Source organism: Fervidobacterium riparium (assembly GCF_025370035.1).
GTDB lineage: Bacteria > Thermotogota > Thermotogae > Thermotogales > Fervidobacteriaceae > Fervidobacterium > Fervidobacterium gondwanense.
Genome location: NZ_CP009277.1, coordinates 1,282,961 through 1,304,360, shown reverse-complemented (window position 1 = coordinate 1,304,360; position 21,400 = coordinate 1,282,961). Strand labels below are relative to the sequence as shown.

The window sequence follows — 21,400 nt, the reverse complement described above, 5'->3', positions numbered from 1 at the left end:
GAGGGATAAGATTATGGCAGTTGGTGGATTAAAGGGTTTGGTTTATCATCAAGCTGGTAAGATGATTTCATCTGTGATGAGAAAGGCTGATACGCAAACGTTTGCGAAACTCCTTTTCACAGTTTCGGCACTGAGCAAGGAACCGGCAAAGAGCGGGCTTAAAAAGCTCGGCCTTATGGCACAAGAAGGACATCCAATGATTAAAAAGTGGATCGAGATATTCCAAAAGTCCTCTCCAAAATCCGTTGAAAAGATAATCAACAACCTTATAATCAACGAATTTGCAATCGGTGAACCAACGAGGCAAAAGATAATGCACGAAGAAAAAGTCGTTCTTCCGAAACTCGGTGTTATAAGTCCAACTTATGCTTGCAACTTGAACTGTATAGGATGTTACGCTGGTCTCTACGGTAGAAAGTACGAACTAACGAAAGACGAGGTTAGGAACATTCTTAAGCAAGGCGAAGAGCTCGGTATTTATTTCTGGGTAATCACCGGTGGTGAGCCTTTCTACTGGCCACATCTAATGGAAATTTTAGAAGAATTCAATGAACACTACTTCATGATTTACTCAAACGGTATCCTTATCAATGAAGAAAAGGCCAAGAAACTGTCTGAGCTTGGAAACGCAACGATTTCAATCTCCGTCGAAGGATTCGAGTCAGAAACGGACTGGAGGAGAGGACACGGTGTCTTCAAGGCAATACAGAACACTTGGGAAAGATTGAGAAGGTACGGTATACCTTTCGGTGCAAGTGTTACAGCAACGCGTGTCAACCACGATATAATCATGAAAGATGAATTCTGGAACTTCCTGGAAGAAAACGGCGTAAGTTACGTCTGGATTTACCAGTTCATGCCAGTTGGACAAGACCCAGTAATGGATCTTGTCCCAACTCCAAAGCAGAGATACGAAAGGTTCTTTAAGACAGAGCAGATGAGGCTGAGCGGTAGGTTTGCATTCGTTGCGGACTTTTGGAATCACGGCTTCTTAACTCATGGTTGTCTGTCTGCCGGAGCAAAGTATTTCCATGTCAACGCAAAAGGTTACGTTGAACCATGTGTTTTCCAGCAATTTGCTGTTGATAGCATAAGAGAGAAATCACTGCTAGAAATATTCAAATCTCCGTTCTTCGAATCATACAAGAGAGCGATTCCATTCTCGAATAACCTATTCAGACCATGCCCAATTATCGACAACCCAAAGGTGTTTAGAGCAATGGTTAAGAACTTCAATGCAATACCGCAGCACGAAGGTTCTGAAAAGACAATTACTGAATTAGCGCCAGAACTTGACAAGTTGGCAGCAGAGTGGAAAGAATACGCAGACAAATTATGGTATGAATATGGTTACGTTGAAAGGTATCCAGTAAACCGCGGAATTTATAATTACGAAACAAGAATGAAGCGATACATGAACAAAGAAGAGGCACTTAAAGTTGACAAAAAACTGTCCCTGTGATTATAAGATATGATGGCATAGCAAGCATTTGGGGGCGCTCAAATTGGCTAACAAGTCAAGCGAAACGCGGGAGAAGATACTTTCTGCTGCAAGGAAATTATTTTCAGAAAAAGGTTACGACGGAGTAAGTATGGAGGACATTGCGCAAGCCTCGGGCGTGCGCAAGTCCCTTATTTATTATTACTTTCCAAGTAAGGATGTTCTTTTCGAGGAAGTTTGGGTAAGTGTTATTGACGAGTTAGAGACAGAACTATTTTCCGAAGCAGAAAATGAAGGTAGCATTCTGAAAGTTATTAAGAAACTAATAAAGAAATACGTTGAGTTTGCCCTTAACAAGCAGCAGCTTAGTAAATTGATTGCTCGAGAGCGAATGCACGTACTTGAAAATGAGAGCAATTTTGCAAACGCACATAAGAGATATATCAGTCTGTTGAGTAGGCTTGAAAAGATTTTCGAAAGGGGTAAAAACGAAGGGGTTTTAAATAACATTGACCCGTCAACAGCAACTGAAATAATTTCGACTGTTGATTCAATTCCAAGAAAAAGTTTGTTAAAAAGTGTAGAAGAGTTTTTGGTAAGAGTTATTTTAAAGGAGAAGCCGGAACAGTCAGCACATCAATAAATTTTCTCAAGAGGTGCATGAACAGTGAACTCTTCAAAAAAGAAGGCTTTTTATTTTGTACTCTTAATGGGGCTTGTGAGTTTATTCAGCGACATCACTTACGAAGGAGCAAGGAGCCTTGTAGGACCTTACCTTGGATTGCTTGGTGCATCAGCAGTAGTAGTTAGTGCCGTGGCTGGTCTTGGTGAGCTGTTGGGATACACGCTGAGATACCTAACAGGAAAGCTTGTTGACAAAACGAGGAAATATTGGTTTTTTGCGATATTAGGTTACTCTGTCAACTTACTTGTAATACCCACGCTTGCACTTACAAAACACTGGACTTTAGCGGCACTACTCATCGTGTTAGAACGTATTGGAAAGGCTTTAAGAAAGCCGGCAAAAGATACAATAACCTCATTTGCTGGCAGTCAGCTCGGATACGGAACTACCTTTGCTTTAGAGGAATTTCTTGACCAAATTGGAGCTACTATTGGTCCATTGATAATGAGTATAACGATAGCACAAAATATAAAACTTGGAACTATTGACTCTTACAGAAAAGCATTCTCATTTCTCGCGTTTCCTGCGTTAATAACAATCGGTATTATATTCATAGCAAGAGTTCTGGTTCCAGAGCCTGAGAAAATGGAAAAGGAATCGGTTTCTTCCAAAAGCAGTCAAATTAAATTTGACAAGGCGTTCTATGCGTATTTAATCGCAATATCACTTATCGCTTTTGGCTTTGCCGACTTTGCCCTGATTGGTTATCATGTTCAGAAGTTTGGTATATTGTCCCCAGCTCTGATACCAACAGCCTATATGATTGCGATGATAATTGATGCGTTTGCAGCACTCATATTCGGCAGACTGTTTGATAAGTTCGGTATAAATATATTGGCATTATCGACATTTATCGCGGCGTTTTATTCTATATTTGCGTTTTCGCAAACCTCGGCAAACGTGTTTATCGGTGCAGCTCTTTGGGGCATTGGAATGGGAGCGCAGGAATCCATAATGAAAGCTACGATTGCAAAGTTAGTTAGCAAAGAAGTGCGCGGTACAGCATACGGTTTCTTCAACGCGATATTCGGCATTGCTTGGTTTGTTGGTAGTGCATTCTTAGGATTAATGTACTCGCTTGACATTAGGTATTTGATAGCTTTGTCTGTTGCAACGCAAGTTTCTGCGGTAGTTGTAATCTTCTATATAAGCAAAATTAAAAAATAGCAAGATTAAATTGAAAGAACAAGGGGTGCGTTATGCACCCCTTTATTATTAGCTATTAATTTTTCTTACTTTCTTTTCGTAATTCCTTGCTTTTTGTCTAATCTTCTTTTGTACTCAGAATATGTCTTTTGGCTGTCTTTTAGGAATTTCTGGAGCTTTCTTTCAAAATCTTCTTTCTTTGCTTCTGCTTCATTTTCCTTCGTTTCTTCTTTCAGTGAAAGTTCCCACTTGCCATCTCTGCCTTTTCCTATGATCTTTGCTTCTACCTCTTGTCCAACCTTAAGAAAATCTTCGACTTTCTGGACGTACTGATTAGAAATCTTTGATATGTGTATGAACCCCTTTTCTCCGTTTTCAAGCTCGACGTTTGCTCCGAATTTGAGTACTTCTATTACCTTGCCTTTTACTACTTGACCAACTTCCATAAAATATAACCCTCCTGAAAGATAAGATTGGAGTACACGTTTTTAAAATTATCAATACTTACCTTCGAACTTCTTCTTAAACTTCTGCACGCGTCCTTCGGTATCTACGATCAGGCTTGCACCTCCACTTCCTTTGTAGAGTGGATGGCAGTTAGAACAGACATCAACTTTAAGCTGTTCCTTAGTTGTCCAAATCTTGTGCTCAGCACCACAAGCACACCTAACGTTTAGAAGCCTCAGTTCTGGGTGAATACCCTTTTTCAACTCACTCACCTCTCCTACATGATTTTTGCCTGATTAAATTCACGTTATATAATACCACTTTTCCTTTGATTTTTCAAGTATTATATTTTTATGTCCTTGAAATTCTCTTGAATTGTATTCAAGAGAGCTATTGTTTGTTTGACATTTGAGAACACATTGTTTATTTCATCAAAGAACCTCTGAATAGAAGCACTTATTTCCTCAGCTGTTGCGGAACTTTCTTCTGATATTGCGAGCAAGTTTTGTATACTCGTTGTTATGCTCTCCAGTTTGTCTGTTTCCCTGTTCAAGGTCGAAACGAGCAAGTTCAGTTGTTCGCTTATTTGAGAAATAATCTCACTTGATTCTTTACTCTCTTCTGCACTTCTAATTAGTGTTTGAGATTGTTCTTTCAATTCTTCATAGCCTTTAATAATACTTGAGCTTAATTTATCAATCCCACCAGAGACACTTCCAAGGAATTGTGAAATCTTCACAGCTGAAGCCTTGCTTTCTTCCGCAAGTTTTCTGATTTCGTCTGCTACAACTGCAAATCCTCTTCCTGCCTCACCACTTCTTGCAGCCTCTATAGCTGCATTCAATGCCAACAAATTAGTTTGTTCTGCAATGCTCATAACTGTTTTCGCTATGTCCATTATTGCACTTGCCTGATTTCTTAGCTGTTGGCTCTCATTGGCTATGCTCTCGAAATCATCACTCATGCTTCTCATGCCGTTAGCAGACTGTTCAACACTACTTGCCGCAGCCCTTATCTTTTGAACGGCAAGATTGAGATCACTGATGATTTGATTTTGTTGATTAATTGTCTTTGAAATAGTTTCCACGTTCGATGTAACAGCATCTGAAATTCTTTCGGCATCATTACTTATCTGTACCGCAGTGTCTGCTACTTGGGTTGACAATTCCTTCATAGTATCTATTTGTTCTTGGACTACGTTAGCCGAATCTATTGTTTTCTTAGAGAATGCCATTATTTCTTCCATATCGCCTTGTAGACCTATAAGAAATTCTCTGAATTCATATGCAGCTTCATTAAATGATTGGGAAATATCTTCAAAATTCTTTTCTCCATATACGTTAACGGTGTTGTTGAAATCCTTTTGTTTCAAGATCTCATTCTTATCTTTAAGCGCTGTAAACCCAGTTTTGAAGTCTCTGAGTCCAAAATACACAGCAGCTAAAGCAGCTCCCGCTGTTAAAACTGACCCGAAAAGCGGACCAAAAAAGTTTGTGAACAAGTAAGACGCGATAAATGTAAAAATCGGGAAAACTATCGTGTAGGTTGATATAAAACTTCTTGAAAGGCCGAACGAAAATAACCTGAACGTGCGGAGTTTAACGGTTCTTCCGTATGGTTTTGTCGAATGAAGTTTAACTTCTATATATGAACCAGAAGGTGACGAACCTTGATCGAGTATCTCAATCTTCAGCGGGTCATTGAAAAACTCGGAAGCTCCTTTTAATAAACCTAAGAAATAAGATCTGAAATCTCTGTGCGATTGATATCTGACTATTGCTGTATTCTGGTCGATATAGTTAAAAATAATCCTTGGAGGCTTAGCGCCAGATATCCTTCTTGTCAAAGCTCTGTGCACACTATCCATTGCGCTCATAAATGACATACAGTTGTTCTTTTTGAAATAACTTGGATACGCATCGTGGAAAGAGCGTATGTTGTTGTAGCCTGTTTCCTCCCACAATTGCTCGTAAGTCTTTCCAACTTTTTGCGCCAATCTTTTCGAGAACTCCATCACAAGTTCATCTGAGACATCGTTTATTGGGATTAGGAGTTTTGTTTTGTCGAGTTTAAATTCCTCTATAAGAGATTCAACGATACTCTCACCATACAATTTCTTCCACGTCTTCAGCCAAATATTCATTACAAAACTTTTCATATTCATCCCCCTTTCCAAACGATTCTTGTATATTATACCACATTATACAAATTTCAATCAAGGAACAATAGTAATTTGCAAATTCATCTTCTTGATTCTTTCATCTTATACATTAAATCATCTACAACTCTTATAGTTTTCTCAAGATTAAATTGATATTGTACGATTCCGTAAGAAAATTTTGGATGGAGAATATGGGATAAATAAAACTCTTTAGATATTTTTTCAAATATTTCTTGTGCTTTATTAACAGGGCAACTTCTCAGAACTACTAAGAATTCGTCTCCTCCCATTCGCACGACCATATCGTTTGATCTTATATTCCTCTTTATAGTACTTACAAGCAACTTGAGGATTTCATCTCCAGTGTCATGACCGTGCTTGTCGTTTATTTCCTTAAACCTATCCATATCAATATATACGAAAGCATCATCTGGACTGAACACTATCCCACTTAATGCGCCTCTGTTGTAAGCATTAGTAAGTGGGTCAGTAATGCTCTTTATATGTGACATCGTTATTTGAACAACCATTTGCTTATATTCCTGAACCAGAGTATAGGCAAAACCAGCAAACATTGAAGCTATACCAAATCCCGAAAGTAGCTTAGTTCCCGTTGAGAAGAACATAGAAATTCCATCGTGTAAAACCGCATAAATGAAAAACATTATGAAACCCATCAAAACTCTTGAATACATCTTCAATGATTTAAAGAACAGATAAACTGCGTTGGCTAAAAGTAGCAATGCAACATTATTTGAAATTTCCTTGAGCAAATAATTCGAAGGTGAAAATAGCAAAGAAGCAGCACCGATGAAATTTGTCGCCACCATAACTTTACCAGTCTTAGAAAGAGAGCTTGATACTTCTTTGTCGATTGCATATAGCAACGCGGCAAAACCGAGGTATCCTGAAGCAACAAAGATCTTTCTCAGTATAAGAAAAGTGGTAACAGAACCCATCGTTGGAAATGCAAATAAATCAAATAGCCACACGGTTGCGAAAAAGCTTGCAATTGCTAAATGTCTGTAAATCTCCTTTTTGTTATTAGATAGGTTCATTGCGATGGAATATAAGATAACCGATAACGTGAGAGCTAGACCTGTAGCAATGGGAAGAGCTAAGCTTGTCAAAAAGTACAACACAGCATACTTCGATTTCTGTGTTTCATTTATAATAGTAACTGGGAAGTCGATGCCAATCTCATAAACACCAGAAATTAGAAATTCTATGTTGGAATCCACTGCAATTTTTTCAGGAAGCTTGAAGATAAAGGGTTGATACCACACATGTGCCGTACGTTCATTTTCAAATCCAAAACTTCCAATGATTTGTCCGTCAAGATAAACAGCAAAATAAGATGTGTCAATTTGAGGTATGTAAATATAAAGTGGTTGGTTAGTATTATTCTTGAGCTTCTTACTATCTAAAATAGCTCTTAATCTTACGGTTGAGGGTTTCTTGATAACCCTGTAAAACCTACCATCGACTATTTCACTTTGGAAAACTTGATTGCTATCCCTAAGAACTTGCCACTGTTCTATTAGGATTCCATCTGCTGCTATAGACCATCTAAAAAGTAACAATAGGGAAAGAAAAAAAGCTAAAGAGTATGAACTGCTCTTCATATAATAAGAAAAATAACCTCTCAAAGAAAATCCCCCATCATCTACGCTTCAGATTAATATCCAATTCTATCAAGCAAGATTATACCAGATAAAATTGCTACGGCAAAGTTCGAGTAGCAATATTCTGCCTCAAAAACTGAAATCTACTTAAAAATACAAACCTATCTGTATCGAAATGCCAGAAACGTCTCCAAAATAGTATGAGTAGCCAATACTTCCATAAACGCCAGATTTTGGATTGAAATCATAAGTGATCATTCCACCTACAAAAAGTCCAAAGAGATAAGCAACAGGTTCGTAAGTATCCATGTCCACAAGTCCTACCATACTTAAACCACCATTGGCCATCGTAGAAATACGTCCCATAGTAAGTATGTTCATCCCAACGCCTAAGTTTAAATAGACCGGTGTGTAACTCCAAATGGAGCCCAAGAATGTTCCAAGACCTATGTGTAACGGGACAGGTATGTCTTCTGTTCCACCCCATCCTGATATCCCCAAACCAAACATTCCAGAAAAGTAACTCACTCCAATTCCGGCTCTAATTGGTAGCATCGGATATTCGGTTGCAACATCGTACTCTTTGGGCATTTCTCCATACATGAGCTGTGTGACTACGGTTCCGTCATTTTTGTTGAATCCAACAACTTTCACATAGCCAACACCACTTTCTGTCTCGATCTCAAACACATAACCTGATTTTATGAGTTTTCTATCAACTCCAGCCAATATTACCGTATTGCCCTGGATTGCCTGTACATATGCTTCCAGTTTGAATATCTGCCTTAATTCGTACCAAATATCTGTCGCTGTGCTCTTAAGTGCCTCCGTAATAGCCTTTTGACTACTTTCTTTTGAGGAACCTCCCGAATCGAGTGTCTTTGAAGCTAATAAGCTTCCGTCCTCAATGTTGTAAAGCTTTATGGTGTATCTTGAAACTGCGATGTAAGCGTTTGATTTACTACTCCAAGATGAAGACAGTTCAGTAAGTGTTAAAAGTAATGCGTACTTTGAACCACCGAGTTTTCCAATTTCTACCGCTTCGGAGACTCCGAATTCACTGAGGTTTCTCTCTTTCATTATCTGTTGCAAATCACCCCTCGGAAAGAGCTGGAATCTTCCGAGTTCAAGAGCTTGCTCTTCAAGTATTGAGAGTAAATAGTCAACCTCGTCCATGTTCCATCCCTGGCCTATTTTCCCCGGTAATATAACAAGCTTGACCTTTTCAGTGATTGTGACTCCACCTGCGGTGAAAAACATTGAAGCAAGTAAAAACAGGAATACAAAAATTACTAATTTTCTTCCAAACGCTCGGCTGTTCATAGATACACCTCCTCGAAATATAGTGAAGAATAGAGAATATGACCGCACAATACTTCTCTGTATACAATATTAGACCTTCTCTGTTTACAGATAGTTCAAATCATGTGGTAAAATATTCAAAATGAAAAAGGAGGTCGAAAAGGAATGTGCAGAATGGCAGCATTTTCCTCTAATGAATACGTTGAAGTTGGAAAGATAATAATCAACGTTTCTGAAATGGCAAAGAGTGGTAAGAGTGCACCACATGATGATGGGTACGGTTTTGTTCTATTCACAAAAGAACGCAAGCTGGAATATAAATCAGTAGTTGCTATCTTCGAAGATGATTTCTGGAAAAGTGTAGTTGAAGGCTTTAAAGCTTCAGCGGGAATAGTTCACGCCCGTAAGGCTTCCGAAAATTTGGATAAGACAAAATTACAGCTCCATCCATTTCACATAAGCGGTAAATATCTGGCTCACAATGGTACTGTGTACAATGCGAATATAGAAAATGATTTTCGAAGCGATACATATGACTTTTTTCTTAATATATTCTCTTTTGATAATTTCGAAGCATTAATTGATAATGTTAGAAGATATGTAACCAACCACAAGTATAGCGGTTTGAATTTTCTACTTTATGATGAGATAGAAGATAGTCTTTACGTAGGTTGTATATATTCAAGATCTCCGGACTATTTCACTTTATATTACGATCAAAACGAAGCTGGTTTTGTTGTTTACTCTGAGAATGTGAATGGCGACCTAACACCGATGGAAAATGGCGAGATACTTAAGGTAAGTAATGGCAAGGTAACCCAAAAAGGGAGGGTATTTTAGTCATGGAACTATTAGAAAGAACAGAAATAAAGGAACTGATTAGCAAAATTGGAAAAACGTATGGAACCCCACTTTACGTGTATTTTGAAGAAGTGATTAGGAAGAGAGCAAGACTGGTAAAGAGTGTTTTCGAGGGTGTAAATCTCTTGCCGACTTTTGCATGCAAGTCAAACAACAATCCGAATTTGATCAGAATACTGTATGAAGAAGGATTCGGAACTGATATAGTAACCGTCGGTGAATATTATGCTTCGAAAAAGGCTGGTATACCAGATGAAATGATCGTTTGGAACGGGAACGGAAAGTCAAGAGAGGATATGAACGTGCTTTCTAACATTCGATATGTTAATATAGACTCGTTCGAAGAATACGAACAGTGGATGGCGTTCAAAAGGCAATACGAAAGTGTACCGGAGTTTTTCTTGAGAGTGAATCCAAACGTTGATGCGAAAACGCATCCTCATATCTCAACTGGTCTGAAAAAGAATAAATTTGGAATAAATATCGATGATGTGAGCAGAATTCTCGAAAAACCAAACCACAACATCGTAGGTCTGCACACACATATCGGCTCACAGATAACATCAATAGAACCATTTGAAGAGGCAATCTCCCAAGTGGTTGAACTTTCAAAAAGGTACAATTTGCGCAAGATAAACATTGGTGGTGGATGGGGAATTAATTACAATGGCTCTGAATTAGATATTTTTGAATACAAAAAGAGACTTATCCCACTTCTAAAGGATTTTGAGAAAGTGATAATGGAAATTGGAAGATACATTATCGCACCCGCTGGTATTCTTCTGCTTCAAGTAGAGTATGTGAAGAGAACACAAGAAAAGACATTTGTTGTCGTAAACGGCGGTATGAATGCGTTGATTAGACCAACACTCTATGATGCATTCCATAAAATCATGGTTTTAAATCCGACTAACGAGAAAAATGTAGTAGACATCGTGGGACCGCTTTGTGAGTCAGGAGATGTCATAGCTGTGCAAAGGGAAATAGAAATACCAGAAGTTGGAAGTTTACTGTTAGTAGAAAATGCTGGAGCGTATGGTTACTCGATGTCAAGTAACTATAACTCAACTTTGAAACCCGCAGAGGTACTGATCACTTCAAATGGTGAAGCAAAGCTCATAAGAAGAAGAGAGACGTATGATGACCTATTCAGGACAATCGTATAGAAACAACTTCAAGTAGTTTAATCTTGAAAAATTTTTTGAAATACCCTATTGACAACTCCCGGAATGTATGGCAAAATATTGCTCGGTCAGTGACGAAAACTGACTCAACAAAAAGACGGGGACGTGGTGCAGCCTGGTTAGCACGCCGGTCTGTCACACCGGTGGCCGCGAGTTCAAATCTCGTCGTCCCCGCCAACAAACGGGACCTTAATGGTCCCGTTTTTCTTTATGATTCCAATGAATTCAATGGCCAAACAAGAAAATCGAAGGGGGTAGACGTGATGAGAGTTGAGCTTTATAACTGGCGCTATGAAAGTCTTGCCGAACAATTGTCTAAAGAAATGAAGAAAAGATACTTTGATGTATTTATTGCCCGCTCAAAGGAAGAATTACTTGAGACGGTAAAGAGTATAATTCCTGAGGGTGCTTCTGTTTCTAATGGTGGTTCTTTGACTTTAGCAGAAACCGGAGTCTTGAATTTATTGCGTAGTGGAAACTATGTATATTATGATAGAGCTTCAGCGCAAACTATACAAGAAAGAAAAGAAATTGAATTAAAGTCTTTCACCGTTGATTATTATCTTTCCAGTGCAAACGCCATAACAAATGACGGAAAGCTTGTATTTTTGGATGGAAATGGTAACAGAGTCGCAGCAGTTTTGTATGGTCCAAGAAATGTTGTGATTATTGCAAGTGTTAATAAGGTTGTTGAGGATGTTGAAAATGCACGTCGAAGACTACAGTTTATATCGCCTATGAATTCCAAGAGATTGAACTTGGAGACTCCATGTATAAAGACCGGCTACTGCGTAGATTGTAGCAACAAGCAAAGAATTTGCAACTACTTTGTGGTAGTGGAAACGTCGGCTCGACAACCTGGGCGAATAAAAGTTGTACTCACAACATTCGAAAGTGGTTTATAGACTGAAGAACGATGTTCGCTATTCAATAATTACCTTTGTGAAACGATATCAATTATTCCTTGATTAATGAAAGGAAAAGTGATATAATTGTGAAAGATATAACATGCATTATGATTATTAAAGAAAAGCAGGGGTGAAACGGGATGAAAATACCAAAACCGACGGTGAAACGTCTCGGACTTTACTATCGTTGCTTATCAAGATATAAAGAAGAAGGTGTTAACTTTGTTTCTTCGCAGGACATTGCAGAAAGATTGAATATAAAGCCAAGTCAAGTACGTAAAGACCTGTCGTATTTCGGTAACTTTGGCAAACGCGGACTTGGTTATAGCGTTAACAAGCTTCTTGGTGAGATAGCGTTTATAATAGGCGTCAACAAAGAGTGGAATGTTGCAATAATAGGTGCCGGAAATCTGGGAAGTGCGCTGGCGAATTATCCGGGGCTTTTAAAACATAAGTTCAATGTTGTTGCTATATTCGATAACGATAGAGAGAAAGTTGGGAAGAAAATAGGTGGTATAACTGTAACGCACATAAGCGATCTCAAAGAGATGGTTCAGGAGAAGAACATAGAAATTGCTGTTATAGCAGTTCCGGAGAGCGCTGCTCAGTATGTGGCGGAACAGGTTGAAGATTCGGGAGTTAAGGGTATTGTCAATTTTTCACCTATTAAACTGAGAGTGAATATACCTGTTGAAGATGTGGATATAACTTTATCATTTGAAACATTAGCCTATACTATAATAATGGGAGATAATGCATTTATTTTGGAAGACGATGAATGATTCAAGATATCCAAAAATAAGACCCCCTTGCAAGTTTCTTCAAAACTGCAAGGGGGTTTATCTTATTTCAACTTAGCTGCATTTACTCCATCCACATTTTCTACAACTTGTACATCCTTCCTGTTTGATAATGCTGTTCTTTGAGAGACAAGATGGACAGTAGGTATTACCGTCTGCATCTATGTAGTATCCCTCACTCCACTGCAGACCATTTGCAGTTACAAATTTCTCTATTTCTTCGGCAGTCTTTGCAGTTCCATCTATGGTAAATGTATCAAAGCCTTCTGCAGGGGTCTCTCCCCACAGATCTACAAAGTCGTCAACCGCATTCTTAATCTCTTTTGCCAAAGCTGGTGTATAGCTACCTTTTACCTTCCGCAGTTGCTCCAAAATTTCCTCGGCGGAGACTCCGGCACGCAGAGCTATTGAGCTGAGCCTACCAATTGCTTCTGCAAGTTCCGTACCATTAGATAGGAATATTTCAACAGCCTCTCCGTTATCATCGAAACTAACTGTTATGTATGTTGTACCAGTATCGGATTTGAACTTTCTTGTAACGCTTCTTAGCGTTTCCTTTCTTGGCTTCGGTCTCAATTTATGTTTATCATCAAGAACGAAGAATTGAACCTTTGGTGCGTCTTTCGTCTTCAAATTCTTTGCTGAAGTAAGTACCTGTGTTTGCAACGAACCATCTCTATAGATCGTGAGACCTCTGATATTTAATTTCATTGCTTCAAGGTAAATGTTGAGTACGTCTTCTTCAGTTGCGCTGTTCGGCATATTAATTGTCTTGGAGATATTATTATCAACATATCTTTGGAACGCGTCTTGCATGAGCAAGTGATCCATTGGTGCTATATCCATCGCTGTAACGAAAACTCTTTTAATATTTTCTGGAACTTCCTCAAAGCCTTTTAAGGAACCGCTTTCTACAAGTCTTTCCTTAATCTTCTCAAGAATTTCGGGTTTGAGCTTGGATTCAAGAACCTTGTTCACGTAGAACAACGCTTCTTTTCCACCATCATGTTTATTCATGTACCTTACGTAAGCCAAAAGGAAATTCGGTTCCAGACCACTGCTTGTGTCTGCAATGTTAGAAATTGAACCTGTTGGGGCTATCGTAAGAACTGCCACATTTCTCTTACCATGCTTTGACTCAGCAAGAACTTGTTTCAATTCATCATCAAATTTACTCATTCCCATAGCAAACGGTGCAAAATTGTCCTCTCTGTAATACCTACTCTTTTCAAATGCGGGGAAGTTACCCTTCTCTTGTGCTAATCTGTTTGACTCCGAATGTCCATGAATGGCCATATATGCAGTCATATCAGCTGCAAATTGTCTTCCTTCTGGCGAATCGTAAGGTATATCAAGCAAATACAACAAATCTGCAAATCCCATTATTCCAAGTCCGATTCTTCTGCTATCTGCTACAGCTTTTGCAATTTTCTCAAGTGGGAATACATTGACGTCTATAACATTGTCCAAGAACCTAACAGCTAAGCGTGTAGCTTCGCCGAAAGCTTCCCAGTTGAATTCTCCGTCCTTAAAAAACTTAGCGACGTCAATAGAACCAAGGTTACAAGCTTCGTAAGGTGCAAGCCCAATTTCACCGCACGGGTTCGTACTTTCAATTGCCATCTCTGGGTACATGGCATAATACTTATTCATCTCGCCGAGGAATGCGAGTCCTGGATCGCCTGTTTTCCAAGCATTTTTGGCCATCTTATTTATCAGCTCTCGAACTTTAATCTTTTTTGATTCTTTACACTTTGGATGTCGTAGTTCAATTTCTCCGTCTTCCATGTACAATTTCAACAGTTCTTGCCTATCCATTGGAATGCCAACTGAGATATTGAAGAACTTAAGCACCTTTTCCCCGTCGTTTCCCTCTTTTGCGGTTATGAACTCTTCTATATCAGGATGATCTATATTGAGTATTCCCATTAACGCACCGCGTCTTCTGTAACCTTGTTCAACAACGCCAACTGCTGAGTTGAACACATGCATAAAAGATACAGGACCACTTGCCTGACCGTGCGTACCAGCCACAAAGCTTCCTTTTGGTCTCAACCTGGAAAAATTACTTCCGATACCTCCACCAGCCTTGGTTATAAGTGCATATTCTTTAACTGCTTCGAATATTCCTTCAATACTGTCTTCAACTGGAACTACAAAACAAGCTGATAACATGTGGAGATGGTTCCTTGACTTGTAAATTTCCCAATAATCTTCCAAAGTCATCTGTTCTATTGGTTTCCACAACAGTTCATGTCTAACACCCATACCGGCATTGAAAAGAGTAGGACTATTTGGTATGAAAATCCTCGAGACTAAGAAATTGTAGAACAATTCTTCCCATGCTTTGACTTCATCTAACTGCTCAACTTCTGCCTTCTCCTTAAGTTTTGGGTTATTAACCAATTCTGAAGTTGCGATAATGCGAGCAACTCTGCGACATACGTGTTCCCATCGTGTTTCCAAGTACTCGCCTTCCGGTGTCTTAAGAAAGTATCTTTCACTCAATATTTTGTATGCATTCTTCGAAGGCTCAACATCCTTCCAATAATCGATGAACTTCGATAAAGCTGAGTACATAAATATCCCTCCCGGATAAATCATGATTTCTAAAGATTCTCCTGCGTGAAAGATTATACCACATATTGTGTGTCCTAATCAATAGTATACAATAAATTGTAACGAAGAACGGGAGAGATTTTGCCATACATATGGTTTTATTTAAGCTAAAACGTAGTTGTTCGACTTTTTGTGGAGTTGACCAGATTAATTAGTCTAATAAATGAGAAAAACAGGAGGATAATACCAGAAAGGATGTAGACGTTCTTCACTCCAAGTACGTTACCGAGTAATCCCAAAACGAACGTTCCTGTTGGTGAGCCACCCGTGTTTATAAAGGAATAAAGAGAGATTGTTCTTCCTTTCATATCTGATGGAGAAAGAAGTTGAGTTCTACTATTCGTGATATTGAAAAACGAAGACTGACATGCTCCAACGATAAATGCAGAGATAGGAACGAGTTTTGGTTGAAAAGATGCTGCAAGGATGCTCAGTCCAATTATGAGCAGCAGAAAATCTTCCCTTAAAGTGATAAGCCTCTTAGAATTGATGCTCGCCACGACATTTGCACCGATGAATGCTCCAACACCCATCATCCCCATTATAAGACTGTATCCGAGGATATCATACTTAACAACGCTCTTTACAAATGCTTGCATCAACATTCCAAATGGCATACCGAATAAGGAATACATCGTTAAACCTATGAATGTTCTTGAAAGTACATCATTCTTAATCACGTAACGTATTCCATCACGCAAATCAAGGAAAAATCTTTTAAACGACACATTCGAAGATGAAGAATAGTTATCAGGAATAAAGAAAAGAACCACGATAAGTGGCACGAATGAGATTGCATTTACGATAAAGCCAACCTGTAAACCATAAGACTTAACTATGAATCCAGCAATCGTGGGTCCAATCATTCTCGCCACATTAAAGATCATAGAATGCAGAGCAAGAGCGTTTGGTAATAGTTCTTTCGGAACAATGTTAGATATGAACGTATTTCGAGACGGCAAATAAAATCCACTTGTTATTCCCATTGCAAGACTTAAAGCAAGCAACACATACGGACTTAACAACCCCTTCCATACTAAATATGCCATTATAAAAGCATTTACAGCATCGATAACTTGACTGTAAAGAAGAATATTCTTAGGTCCGAACCAATCAATTAGAACACCAGCGACAGGCGAAAAAAAGACTGAAGGGAAGCCCTTTAGAAAGGCAATCAAACCAATAAATCCAGATGCTTTATTCTCGGCAAACATGTTGACGGCTACCCAACCTCGTAATGTTGTATCTATCCACGTTCCTATAAGTGAAATACTCTGTACAACCCAGAAATTTCGATAGTACTTGTTCCTTAAAGCCCTATAAGGATTCATATATCTTCGCTCTTGATCCATTCTACCGAAAACGCCTCCCACAATTTAATTCGTACTGCGAACTACATATAAATGATATCACAAACTGGCGTGTGTTCAAAGAAACAATGGAAAATAAAACAATGCATGGGAAAGAAAAAGTTAATTTTCTTCAATTATTTGAATATAATCAACTTATTTCAAGATTTGAAAACAGTGAACTTTTTGTTTAAATAATATTAGCAGCATCGGTAACGTTACCGATGCTGTTCAGTGTGTCTCGTTGATTGTTATCAAGATTACCACTATTATCATAAACTTGGGAGGTTTACTTTATGGACATCTATGGAGCCGCATATTATCCGGAGCACTGGGATGAAAAGTTTTGGAATGTTCATATCAAGGTTATGAAAGAGTATGGCATTGAGTGGGTTAGAATCGGTGAGTTTATGTGGAGCGTCATAGAACCTGAGGACGGGAAATTCGATTTTTCTGTTCTTGACAAGGCGATCAATATACTGAAAGCAAATGATATCAAGGTGATTCTTGGCACACCAACAGCAACTCCACCCGCTTGGTTAACAAAAAAGTACCCAGAGATGCTTCCTGTTGACTGGCACGGACAAGTTCGTGGATTTGGGAGTAGGAGGCATTATTCAGTTAATTCTAAACCTTATAAAGATTACGCACTGAGAATAACAGAAAAATATGCTTCAAGATACGGTGATGAAATCGATGCTTGGCAGGTTGATAATGAATTTGGATGCCACGGTACAACTTACAGCTTTGCAAATGCTGATCTCGAGAAGTTTCGCGTGTGGCTGAAAGAAAAGTACGGAAATATCGAAAATTTGAACAAAGCATGGGGGACAGTCTTCTGGAGTCAGAACTACAATGATTGGAACGAAATAGTCTTTCCAATTAATACGCCAACGTTTGAAAATCCTCACCAAATGCTTGATATATACAGGTTTATGTCAGACAGCAATATAGAGTTCCTAAAAGAACAAGTTGATATCATTAGGAAACATTCTAAGAAACCCATTACACATAATTTCATGATCGACTTCATGGATTTAAATTACAGAAAGATGGCTGAATACATTGATTTTGTTTCATGGGATAATTACATAGCAACAAAGGACTATGATCCGTTACGCCAATCGGCAAATCATTCTTTGATGCGTTCTATCAAACACAAGCCGTTCTTGGTGATAGAGCAACAACCTGGTCGCGTTAATTGGCGCGTGACTAATGAGAATTTTGATCCCGAATACTTGGGAATGTGGACAAAACAGGCTTACTTGGATGGTGCTTTTGGAGTTATGCCATTTAGATTTGACCAGATTAGATTTGGAGCAGAACAGTACCACGGTGGGCTTCTCGATTATGCAGGACGTCCGTCGAAGAGATTGGAAGCATTTTCAAAAGTTAAAAATGAGACATCTGGTATGATTGAGCAGTTAAAGGAGATTGCAATATATTTCGATTACGAGAATGAGTGGATTCATAGGATAAGCCATGTGAATAGGAATTTTAAATACTGGGATGCAGTGGTTGAGATTTACAAGGCAGTTAAGAATTTGGGTTATAATGCCGAATTTGTGTTCAGCGACGATGAGATAGATGAATACAAAGTGATGATCGTGCCATACGCCAAATATATACCAGAGGAATTTTCCAGCAAACTAAAGCGTTTCAAAGGTCCTGTTTTCGTGACGGCTATGTCAGCATTGAAAGATCAAAACAACTGGATAAGAGAAAGGATACCTCATAATCTCATAGATGAACTGGGGTTAGAAGTGGTGGATTTCGGCGCTATCGATAAAGAGAATGGAGCTATAATGTCACAGAATGTCGATGTTTATTACTGGAAGGAAGAGATAGACATAATTGATTCAAAGGTCATAGGCATTTTTAGTGATTGTTCACCGATGGTTACACAGAAAAACAATTGGTATTACATAGGTACGGTATTGGATGAGAATGGTTGGAAGATAGTTTTGTCCGATGTTTTAAAATCCAGAGTTGTAGGCAGAGATTTTGAAATTGCCAAAACAATAGATGGTTATGTAATATTGAATCTAAAGAAAGACATTAATGTTGTATACTTGAATGGTGAGAAAGTAGAATTAAAACCATTTGAATGTAAAAAGCTATAGGGGGCTGAACAGATTGAAGAAGTCAAAGAAATTTGTTACCATTCGTGACGTAGCTAAGGCAGCAGGAGTATCTATAAATACTGTATCCAGGGCACTAAACAACAGACCTGATATAAACCCTCAAACAAAAGCAAAGGTTCTAAAAGTTGCAAAAGAACTTGGCTATATAAAAGATGCTACAGCTTTATCTCTTAGATACGGGCTTTCGAGGGTCGTTGGTGTGATACTTGAAGACAGCTCGAATCCATTTTTCTCTGAGGTGCTCAAAGGCATTGAAGTCAAAGCAAAGGAGAATGGGTTCAACGTAATCTTGATGAATACAGAAAAAGACTACGGCCTTGAAGAAGAAGCGATAAGGACCATGCTCAGTAGAAGAGTGGACGGGATTATAATCTCACCAACACAGGAAAAGACAGAGGATATGAAACTACTCCTCGAATCAGGAACTCCATTTGTTGTTTTGGGTGTTCATTTCAATGAAGAGAACATCCCTGAAGTATACAGTAACGATTTTCAAGGAGCATACGCTGCAGTAAGACATCTGCTCGAAAATGGCAGAAGAAGGATAATATATTTAAGCGCCTACCTTTATAAATCGGTCGCTCAAATGAGATTAGCTGGGTATAAGAAAGCCCTTGAAGACTTTGGCATTCCGTTTGATGAAAAGTTGGTCTACGAGGTTGAGGAAGGGATTGAGCAGTCTTACCAAAAGGTACTCGAGATTGTCAATTCATCAAAAGACTTTGATGCAGTATTCTGTTTCAACGACATATCGGCTATCGGAACAGTTTGGGCTCTCAAAGAGAGTGGAAGAAAAGTGCCTGACCAAATTTCAGTTGTTGGGTATGATGACATATTGTTTGCCAGATTTATTGAGCCACCATTAACGACTGTTAGGATTGATAAACAACAAGAAGGTGAGTTAGCTTTTGAACTGTTGCTCAAGATAATTAAGGGAGAAAAGTTAGAGAAGAAAAAGATAGTCTTAGATGTTAATTTAATAGTGCGCCAGTCTTCGTGAAACGTTTTAACTTACTAACTTTATCAAAAATGACGAAAGGTAGGGAAGGTTATATGTACATAGATAACTTATCAGAGATTAAAAAGATTGCAGGGTACAGGAAATTCGAAAGCGGTGAATGCATTATAGAGATCGAGAAGATTGATTTTGGATACTTAATCAAAGGGCAAGTTAAAGGTGTCATCGATAAGTTAGAAATTTTCTCAATGCCTACGCCGGATAAGCTTCTTGTGAATAATTGGCAGTCTTGGGGACCATCAAGGGTCATACGAAAAGGCTTCAAACTCAGTTTCCCTTCAGAGTTAATCCAAAAATTCGGTTTTAGCGCGTCGATAATGCCGGAAGAATATTTCAATACACTTTTGAGCGACTATTTCATAGCTTTTGAAGATTTTGTAATAGGTTCGCTGAGTTCTAAAATTGGGCACCCATATTTCAGGATAGAAGATGACAAAATAACAGTTATGTTGCGATACTTCGAGAGAAATTTCAATGATTGGACGGATATCGAGCCTTTCGTAGTACTTAGGTTAAAAGCAGATATAGGACTACCTCACTATGCTGATTTAATCGCCCATCAGAATGATGTTAAATTTGCAGCGAATCATCCATTGGGATGGTCGAGCTGGTATCAGTACTTTTTAGATTTCGATTATGAAAAAATGATGAGTGATTTGAAGCGTTCAAAAGAACTTGGACTGAATTATGAAGTCTTTCAGATAGACGATGCTTGGGAAAAAGATATCGGAGATTGGGAGCCGAATGAGAAATTTCCATCGCTTGAAAAAATAGCCGATGATATTGCATCATTTGGTTACATTCCAGGAATTTGGCTGGCACCATTCAGCATATCTGAAACTTCGCAGATATTTAAAGTGCATCCTGATTGGCTGGTGAAAGATGATAATGGCAGCCCTGTAGTTGCCTACGAGAATTGGAATAAGAAAATATACGCATTGGATACAACACATCCAGAAGCTGCAAAATGGTTAAGTGAACTGTTCAAAAATTTGAAGAAAAACGGATTCGATTACTTCAAGATAGATTTTCTATTTGCTGCAGCAATTCAAGGCAAACGATACGAAAACGCAACCCCTATTGAAGCTTACAGAAAAGGTTTGGAGATAATTAGAAACAGCGTTGGTGATTCATTCGTTCTTGGCTGTGGTGCTCCGCTTCTTCCAAGTGTGGGATTTGTAGATGGAATGAGAATAAGTGCCGATACGGCGCCATTCTGGGACCCAACTGGACCTGATATTGGATATCCGAATGCATACTATGCACTTAGAAATGTTATTACAAGGAGCTTTATGAACAACGTACTTTGGTGGAATGATCCAGACTGTCTTATGCTGAGAAAAGAGGATACTCAGTTGAATGATAAGCATAGGGAATTGTACATTCTTGTCTCACTTATGTTGGATAACATGATAATTCAAAGTGATAACCTTTCTTACAAAATTGATTTTGACTTGTGGAATAAGGTTTTAGATTACAGGAAGTACGGAAGAAGGAAGTTCAAAGTCGAAGGTTTAATCAACGAAAAATACAAAATAACCTCAGCTGGGGTCAACGGAGTCGATGAGCTTCTAATCGGCGACTTATCTTTGCCTACATTCGAGATGAATTTTGACAAGAAAAGAGTTGAGCTTGCGAAAACTGTTGAAAAAAGACCTGACGGGAGAACGTTTAACTATTATACCGAACCAAGATCAGAAGACTGAAAAA

General features: G+C 38.6%; 17 protein-coding genes and 1 tRNA gene. 11 read left to right on the top strand and 7 right to left on the bottom strand.

Going from position 1 to position 21,400, the window contains the following annotated elements; translation table 11 throughout:
• Positions 1 to 13 precede the first annotated feature (13 nt).
• The 3 genes from IB67_RS06035 to IB67_RS06025 are packed head-to-tail and all read left to right on the top strand — an operon-like array spanning position 14 to position 3,293.
• Entirely contained in the window at positions 14 to 1,462 is a 1,449-nt protein-coding gene (locus IB67_RS06035) for a radical SAM/SPASM domain-containing protein (RefSeq protein WP_072759852.1), read from the top strand.
• Positions 1,463 to 1,505: 43 nt separating this feature from the next.
• Entirely contained in the window at positions 1,506 to 2,084 is a 579-nt protein-coding gene (locus tag IB67_RS06030) for a TetR/AcrR family transcriptional regulator (RefSeq protein ID WP_072759849.1), read from the top strand.
• A 24-nt stretch (positions 2,085 to 2,108) separates the two neighbouring features.
• A complete protein-coding gene (locus IB67_RS06025; RefSeq protein WP_245789612.1) occupies positions 2,109 to 3,293 on the top strand; it encodes an MFS transporter in 1,185 nt (394 codons plus the stop codon).
• Positions 3,294 to 3,358: 65 nt separating this feature from the next.
• Here IB67_RS06025 and IB67_RS06020 read toward each other — a convergent pair whose 3' ends face one another.
• The 5 genes from IB67_RS06020 to IB67_RS06000 all read right to left on the bottom strand — a co-directional run bounded on the left by IB67_RS06020 (position 3,359) and on the right by IB67_RS06000 (position 8,828).
• A complete protein-coding gene (locus IB67_RS06020) occupies positions 3,359 to 3,718 on the bottom strand; it encodes a S1 RNA-binding domain-containing protein (protein WP_072759847.1) in 360 nt (119 codons plus the stop codon).
• A 51-nt stretch (positions 3,719 to 3,769) separates the two neighbouring features.
• Positions 3,770 to 3,982, bottom strand: coding sequence for a 50S ribosomal protein L31 (gene rpmE, locus IB67_RS06015; protein WP_072759845.1), 213 nt, complete (start codon positions 3,980 to 3,982; stop codon positions 3,770 to 3,772).
• Between the two features lie 80 nt (positions 3,983 to 4,062).
• The gene (locus IB67_RS06010) at positions 4,063 to 5,877 is read right to left on the bottom strand and encodes a heme NO-binding domain-containing protein (RefSeq protein WP_072759843.1); all 1,815 of its coding nucleotides are present in this window, start codon (positions 5,875 to 5,877) and stop codon (positions 4,063 to 4,065) included.
• Between the two features lie 83 nt (positions 5,878 to 5,960).
• Positions 5,961 to 7,529 (bottom strand): sensor domain-containing diguanylate cyclase, encoded by a 1,569-nt coding sequence (locus tag IB67_RS06005; RefSeq protein WP_072759841.1) that lies wholly within the window; start codon positions 7,527 to 7,529, stop codon positions 5,961 to 5,963.
• A 123-nt stretch (positions 7,530 to 7,652) separates the two neighbouring features.
• The gene (locus IB67_RS06000; protein WP_498875182.1) at positions 7,653 to 8,828 is read right to left on the bottom strand and encodes a CsgG/HfaB family protein; all 1,176 of its coding nucleotides are present in this window, start codon (positions 8,826 to 8,828) and stop codon (positions 7,653 to 7,655) included.
• Between the two features lie 144 nt (positions 8,829 to 8,972).
• Here IB67_RS06000 and IB67_RS05995 point away from each other — a divergent pair, with 144 nt between their 5' ends.
• From IB67_RS05995 to IB67_RS05975, 5 genes are all read left to right on the top strand, one after another.
• Complete coding sequence (locus IB67_RS05995; protein ID WP_072759837.1) at positions 8,973 to 9,647, top strand: class II glutamine amidotransferase; 675 nt, start codon at positions 8,973 to 8,975, stop codon at positions 9,645 to 9,647.
• Between the two features lie 2 nt (positions 9,648 to 9,649).
• On the top strand, positions 9,650 to 10,834 hold the full coding sequence (gene lysA / locus IB67_RS05990; protein WP_072759835.1) for a diaminopimelate decarboxylase: 1,185 nt from the start codon (positions 9,650 to 9,652) through the stop codon (positions 10,832 to 10,834).
• A 117-nt stretch (positions 10,835 to 10,951) separates the two neighbouring features.
• Positions 10,952 to 11,029: transfer RNA gene (locus tag IB67_RS05985), tRNA-Asp, on the top strand.
• 86 nt (positions 11,030 to 11,115) lie between these two features.
• On the top strand, positions 11,116 to 11,757 hold the full coding sequence (locus IB67_RS05980) for a lactate utilization protein (RefSeq protein WP_072759833.1): 642 nt from the start codon (positions 11,116 to 11,118) through the stop codon (positions 11,755 to 11,757).
• Between the two features lie 143 nt (positions 11,758 to 11,900).
• Positions 11,901 to 12,542: a redox-sensing transcriptional repressor Rex gene (locus IB67_RS05975; protein ID WP_072759831.1), complete on the top strand. Its 642-nt coding sequence runs from the start codon at positions 11,901 to 11,903 to the stop codon at positions 12,540 to 12,542.
• Between the two features lie 72 nt (positions 12,543 to 12,614).
• On the opposite strand, the gene IB67_RS05970 is transcribed toward IB67_RS05975, so the two are convergent.
• Both IB67_RS05970 and IB67_RS05965 read right to left on the bottom strand, forming a co-directional pair.
• Positions 12,615 to 15,140 carry an adenosylcobalamin-dependent ribonucleoside-diphosphate reductase gene (locus IB67_RS05970; protein ID WP_072759829.1) on the bottom strand — a complete coding sequence of 842 codons (2,526 nt, stop codon included), beginning with the start codon at positions 15,138 to 15,140 and terminating at the stop codon, positions 12,615 to 12,617.
• Positions 15,141 to 15,286: 146 nt separating this feature from the next.
• Positions 15,287 to 16,510, bottom strand: a complete 1,224-nt coding sequence (locus IB67_RS05965; RefSeq protein WP_424695416.1) for an MFS transporter — start codon at positions 16,508 to 16,510, stop codon at positions 15,287 to 15,289.
• A gap of 314 nt (positions 16,511 to 16,824) precedes the next feature.
• On the opposite strand from IB67_RS05965, the gene IB67_RS05960 reads away from it, so the two are divergent.
• From IB67_RS05960 to IB67_RS05950, 3 genes are read left to right on the top strand one after another with little or no spacing between them, the layout of a single operon-like run.
• Positions 16,825 to 18,651, top strand: a complete 1,827-nt coding sequence (locus IB67_RS05960) for a beta-galactosidase (protein WP_072759825.1) — start codon at positions 16,825 to 16,827, stop codon at positions 18,649 to 18,651.
• Positions 18,652 to 18,664: 13 nt separating this feature from the next.
• Positions 18,665 to 19,672, top strand: coding sequence for a LacI family DNA-binding transcriptional regulator (locus IB67_RS05955; protein ID WP_072759814.1), 1,008 nt, complete (start codon positions 18,665 to 18,667; stop codon positions 19,670 to 19,672).
• Positions 19,673 to 19,725: 53 nt separating this feature from the next.
• Positions 19,726 to 21,396, top strand: coding sequence for a glycoside hydrolase family 36 protein (locus IB67_RS05950; protein ID WP_072759812.1), 1,671 nt, complete (start codon positions 19,726 to 19,728; stop codon positions 21,394 to 21,396).
• Positions 21,397 to 21,400: the final 4 nt, after the last annotated feature.

What these genes read in the sequence shown, in the direction of transcription:
- IB67_RS05975 (WP_072759831.1), top strand. Translation starts at nt 11,901, where the DNA reads ATGAAAATACCAAAACCGACGGTGAAACGTCTCGGACTTTACTATCGT.
- lysA (WP_072759835.1), top strand. Translation starts at nt 9,650, where the DNA reads ATGGAACTATTAGAAAGAACAGAAATAAAGGAACTGATTAGCAAAATT.
- IB67_RS06035 (WP_072759852.1), top strand. Translation starts at nt 14, where the DNA reads ATGGCAGTTGGTGGATTAAAGGGTTTGGTTTATCATCAAGCTGGTAAG.
- IB67_RS05965 (WP_424695416.1), bottom strand. Translation starts at nt 16,510, where the DNA reads ATGAATCCTTATAGGGCTTTAAGGAACAAGTACTATCGAAATTTCTGG.
- IB67_RS05995 (WP_072759837.1), top strand. Translation starts at nt 8,973, where the DNA reads ATGTGCAGAATGGCAGCATTTTCCTCTAATGAATACGTTGAAGTTGGA.
- IB67_RS05970 (WP_072759829.1), bottom strand. Translation starts at nt 15,140, where the DNA reads ATGTACTCAGCTTTATCGAAGTTCATCGATTATTGGAAGGATGTTGAG.
- IB67_RS05980 (WP_072759833.1), top strand. Translation starts at nt 11,116, where the DNA reads ATGAGAGTTGAGCTTTATAACTGGCGCTATGAAAGTCTTGCCGAACAA.
- IB67_RS06020 (WP_072759847.1), bottom strand. Translation starts at nt 3,718, where the DNA reads ATGGAAGTTGGTCAAGTAGTAAAAGGCAAGGTAATAGAAGTACTCAAA.
- IB67_RS06010 (WP_072759843.1), bottom strand. Translation starts at nt 5,877, where the DNA reads ATGAAAAGTTTTGTAATGAATATTTGGCTGAAGACGTGGAAGAAATTG.
- IB67_RS05950 (WP_072759812.1), top strand. Translation starts at nt 19,726, where the DNA reads ATGTACATAGATAACTTATCAGAGATTAAAAAGATTGCAGGGTACAGG.
- IB67_RS05960 (WP_072759825.1), top strand. Translation starts at nt 16,825, where the DNA reads ATGGACATCTATGGAGCCGCATATTATCCGGAGCACTGGGATGAAAAG.
- IB67_RS06000 (WP_498875182.1), bottom strand. Translation starts at nt 8,828, where the DNA reads ATGAACAGCCGAGCGTTTGGAAGAAAATTAGTAATTTTTGTATTCCTG.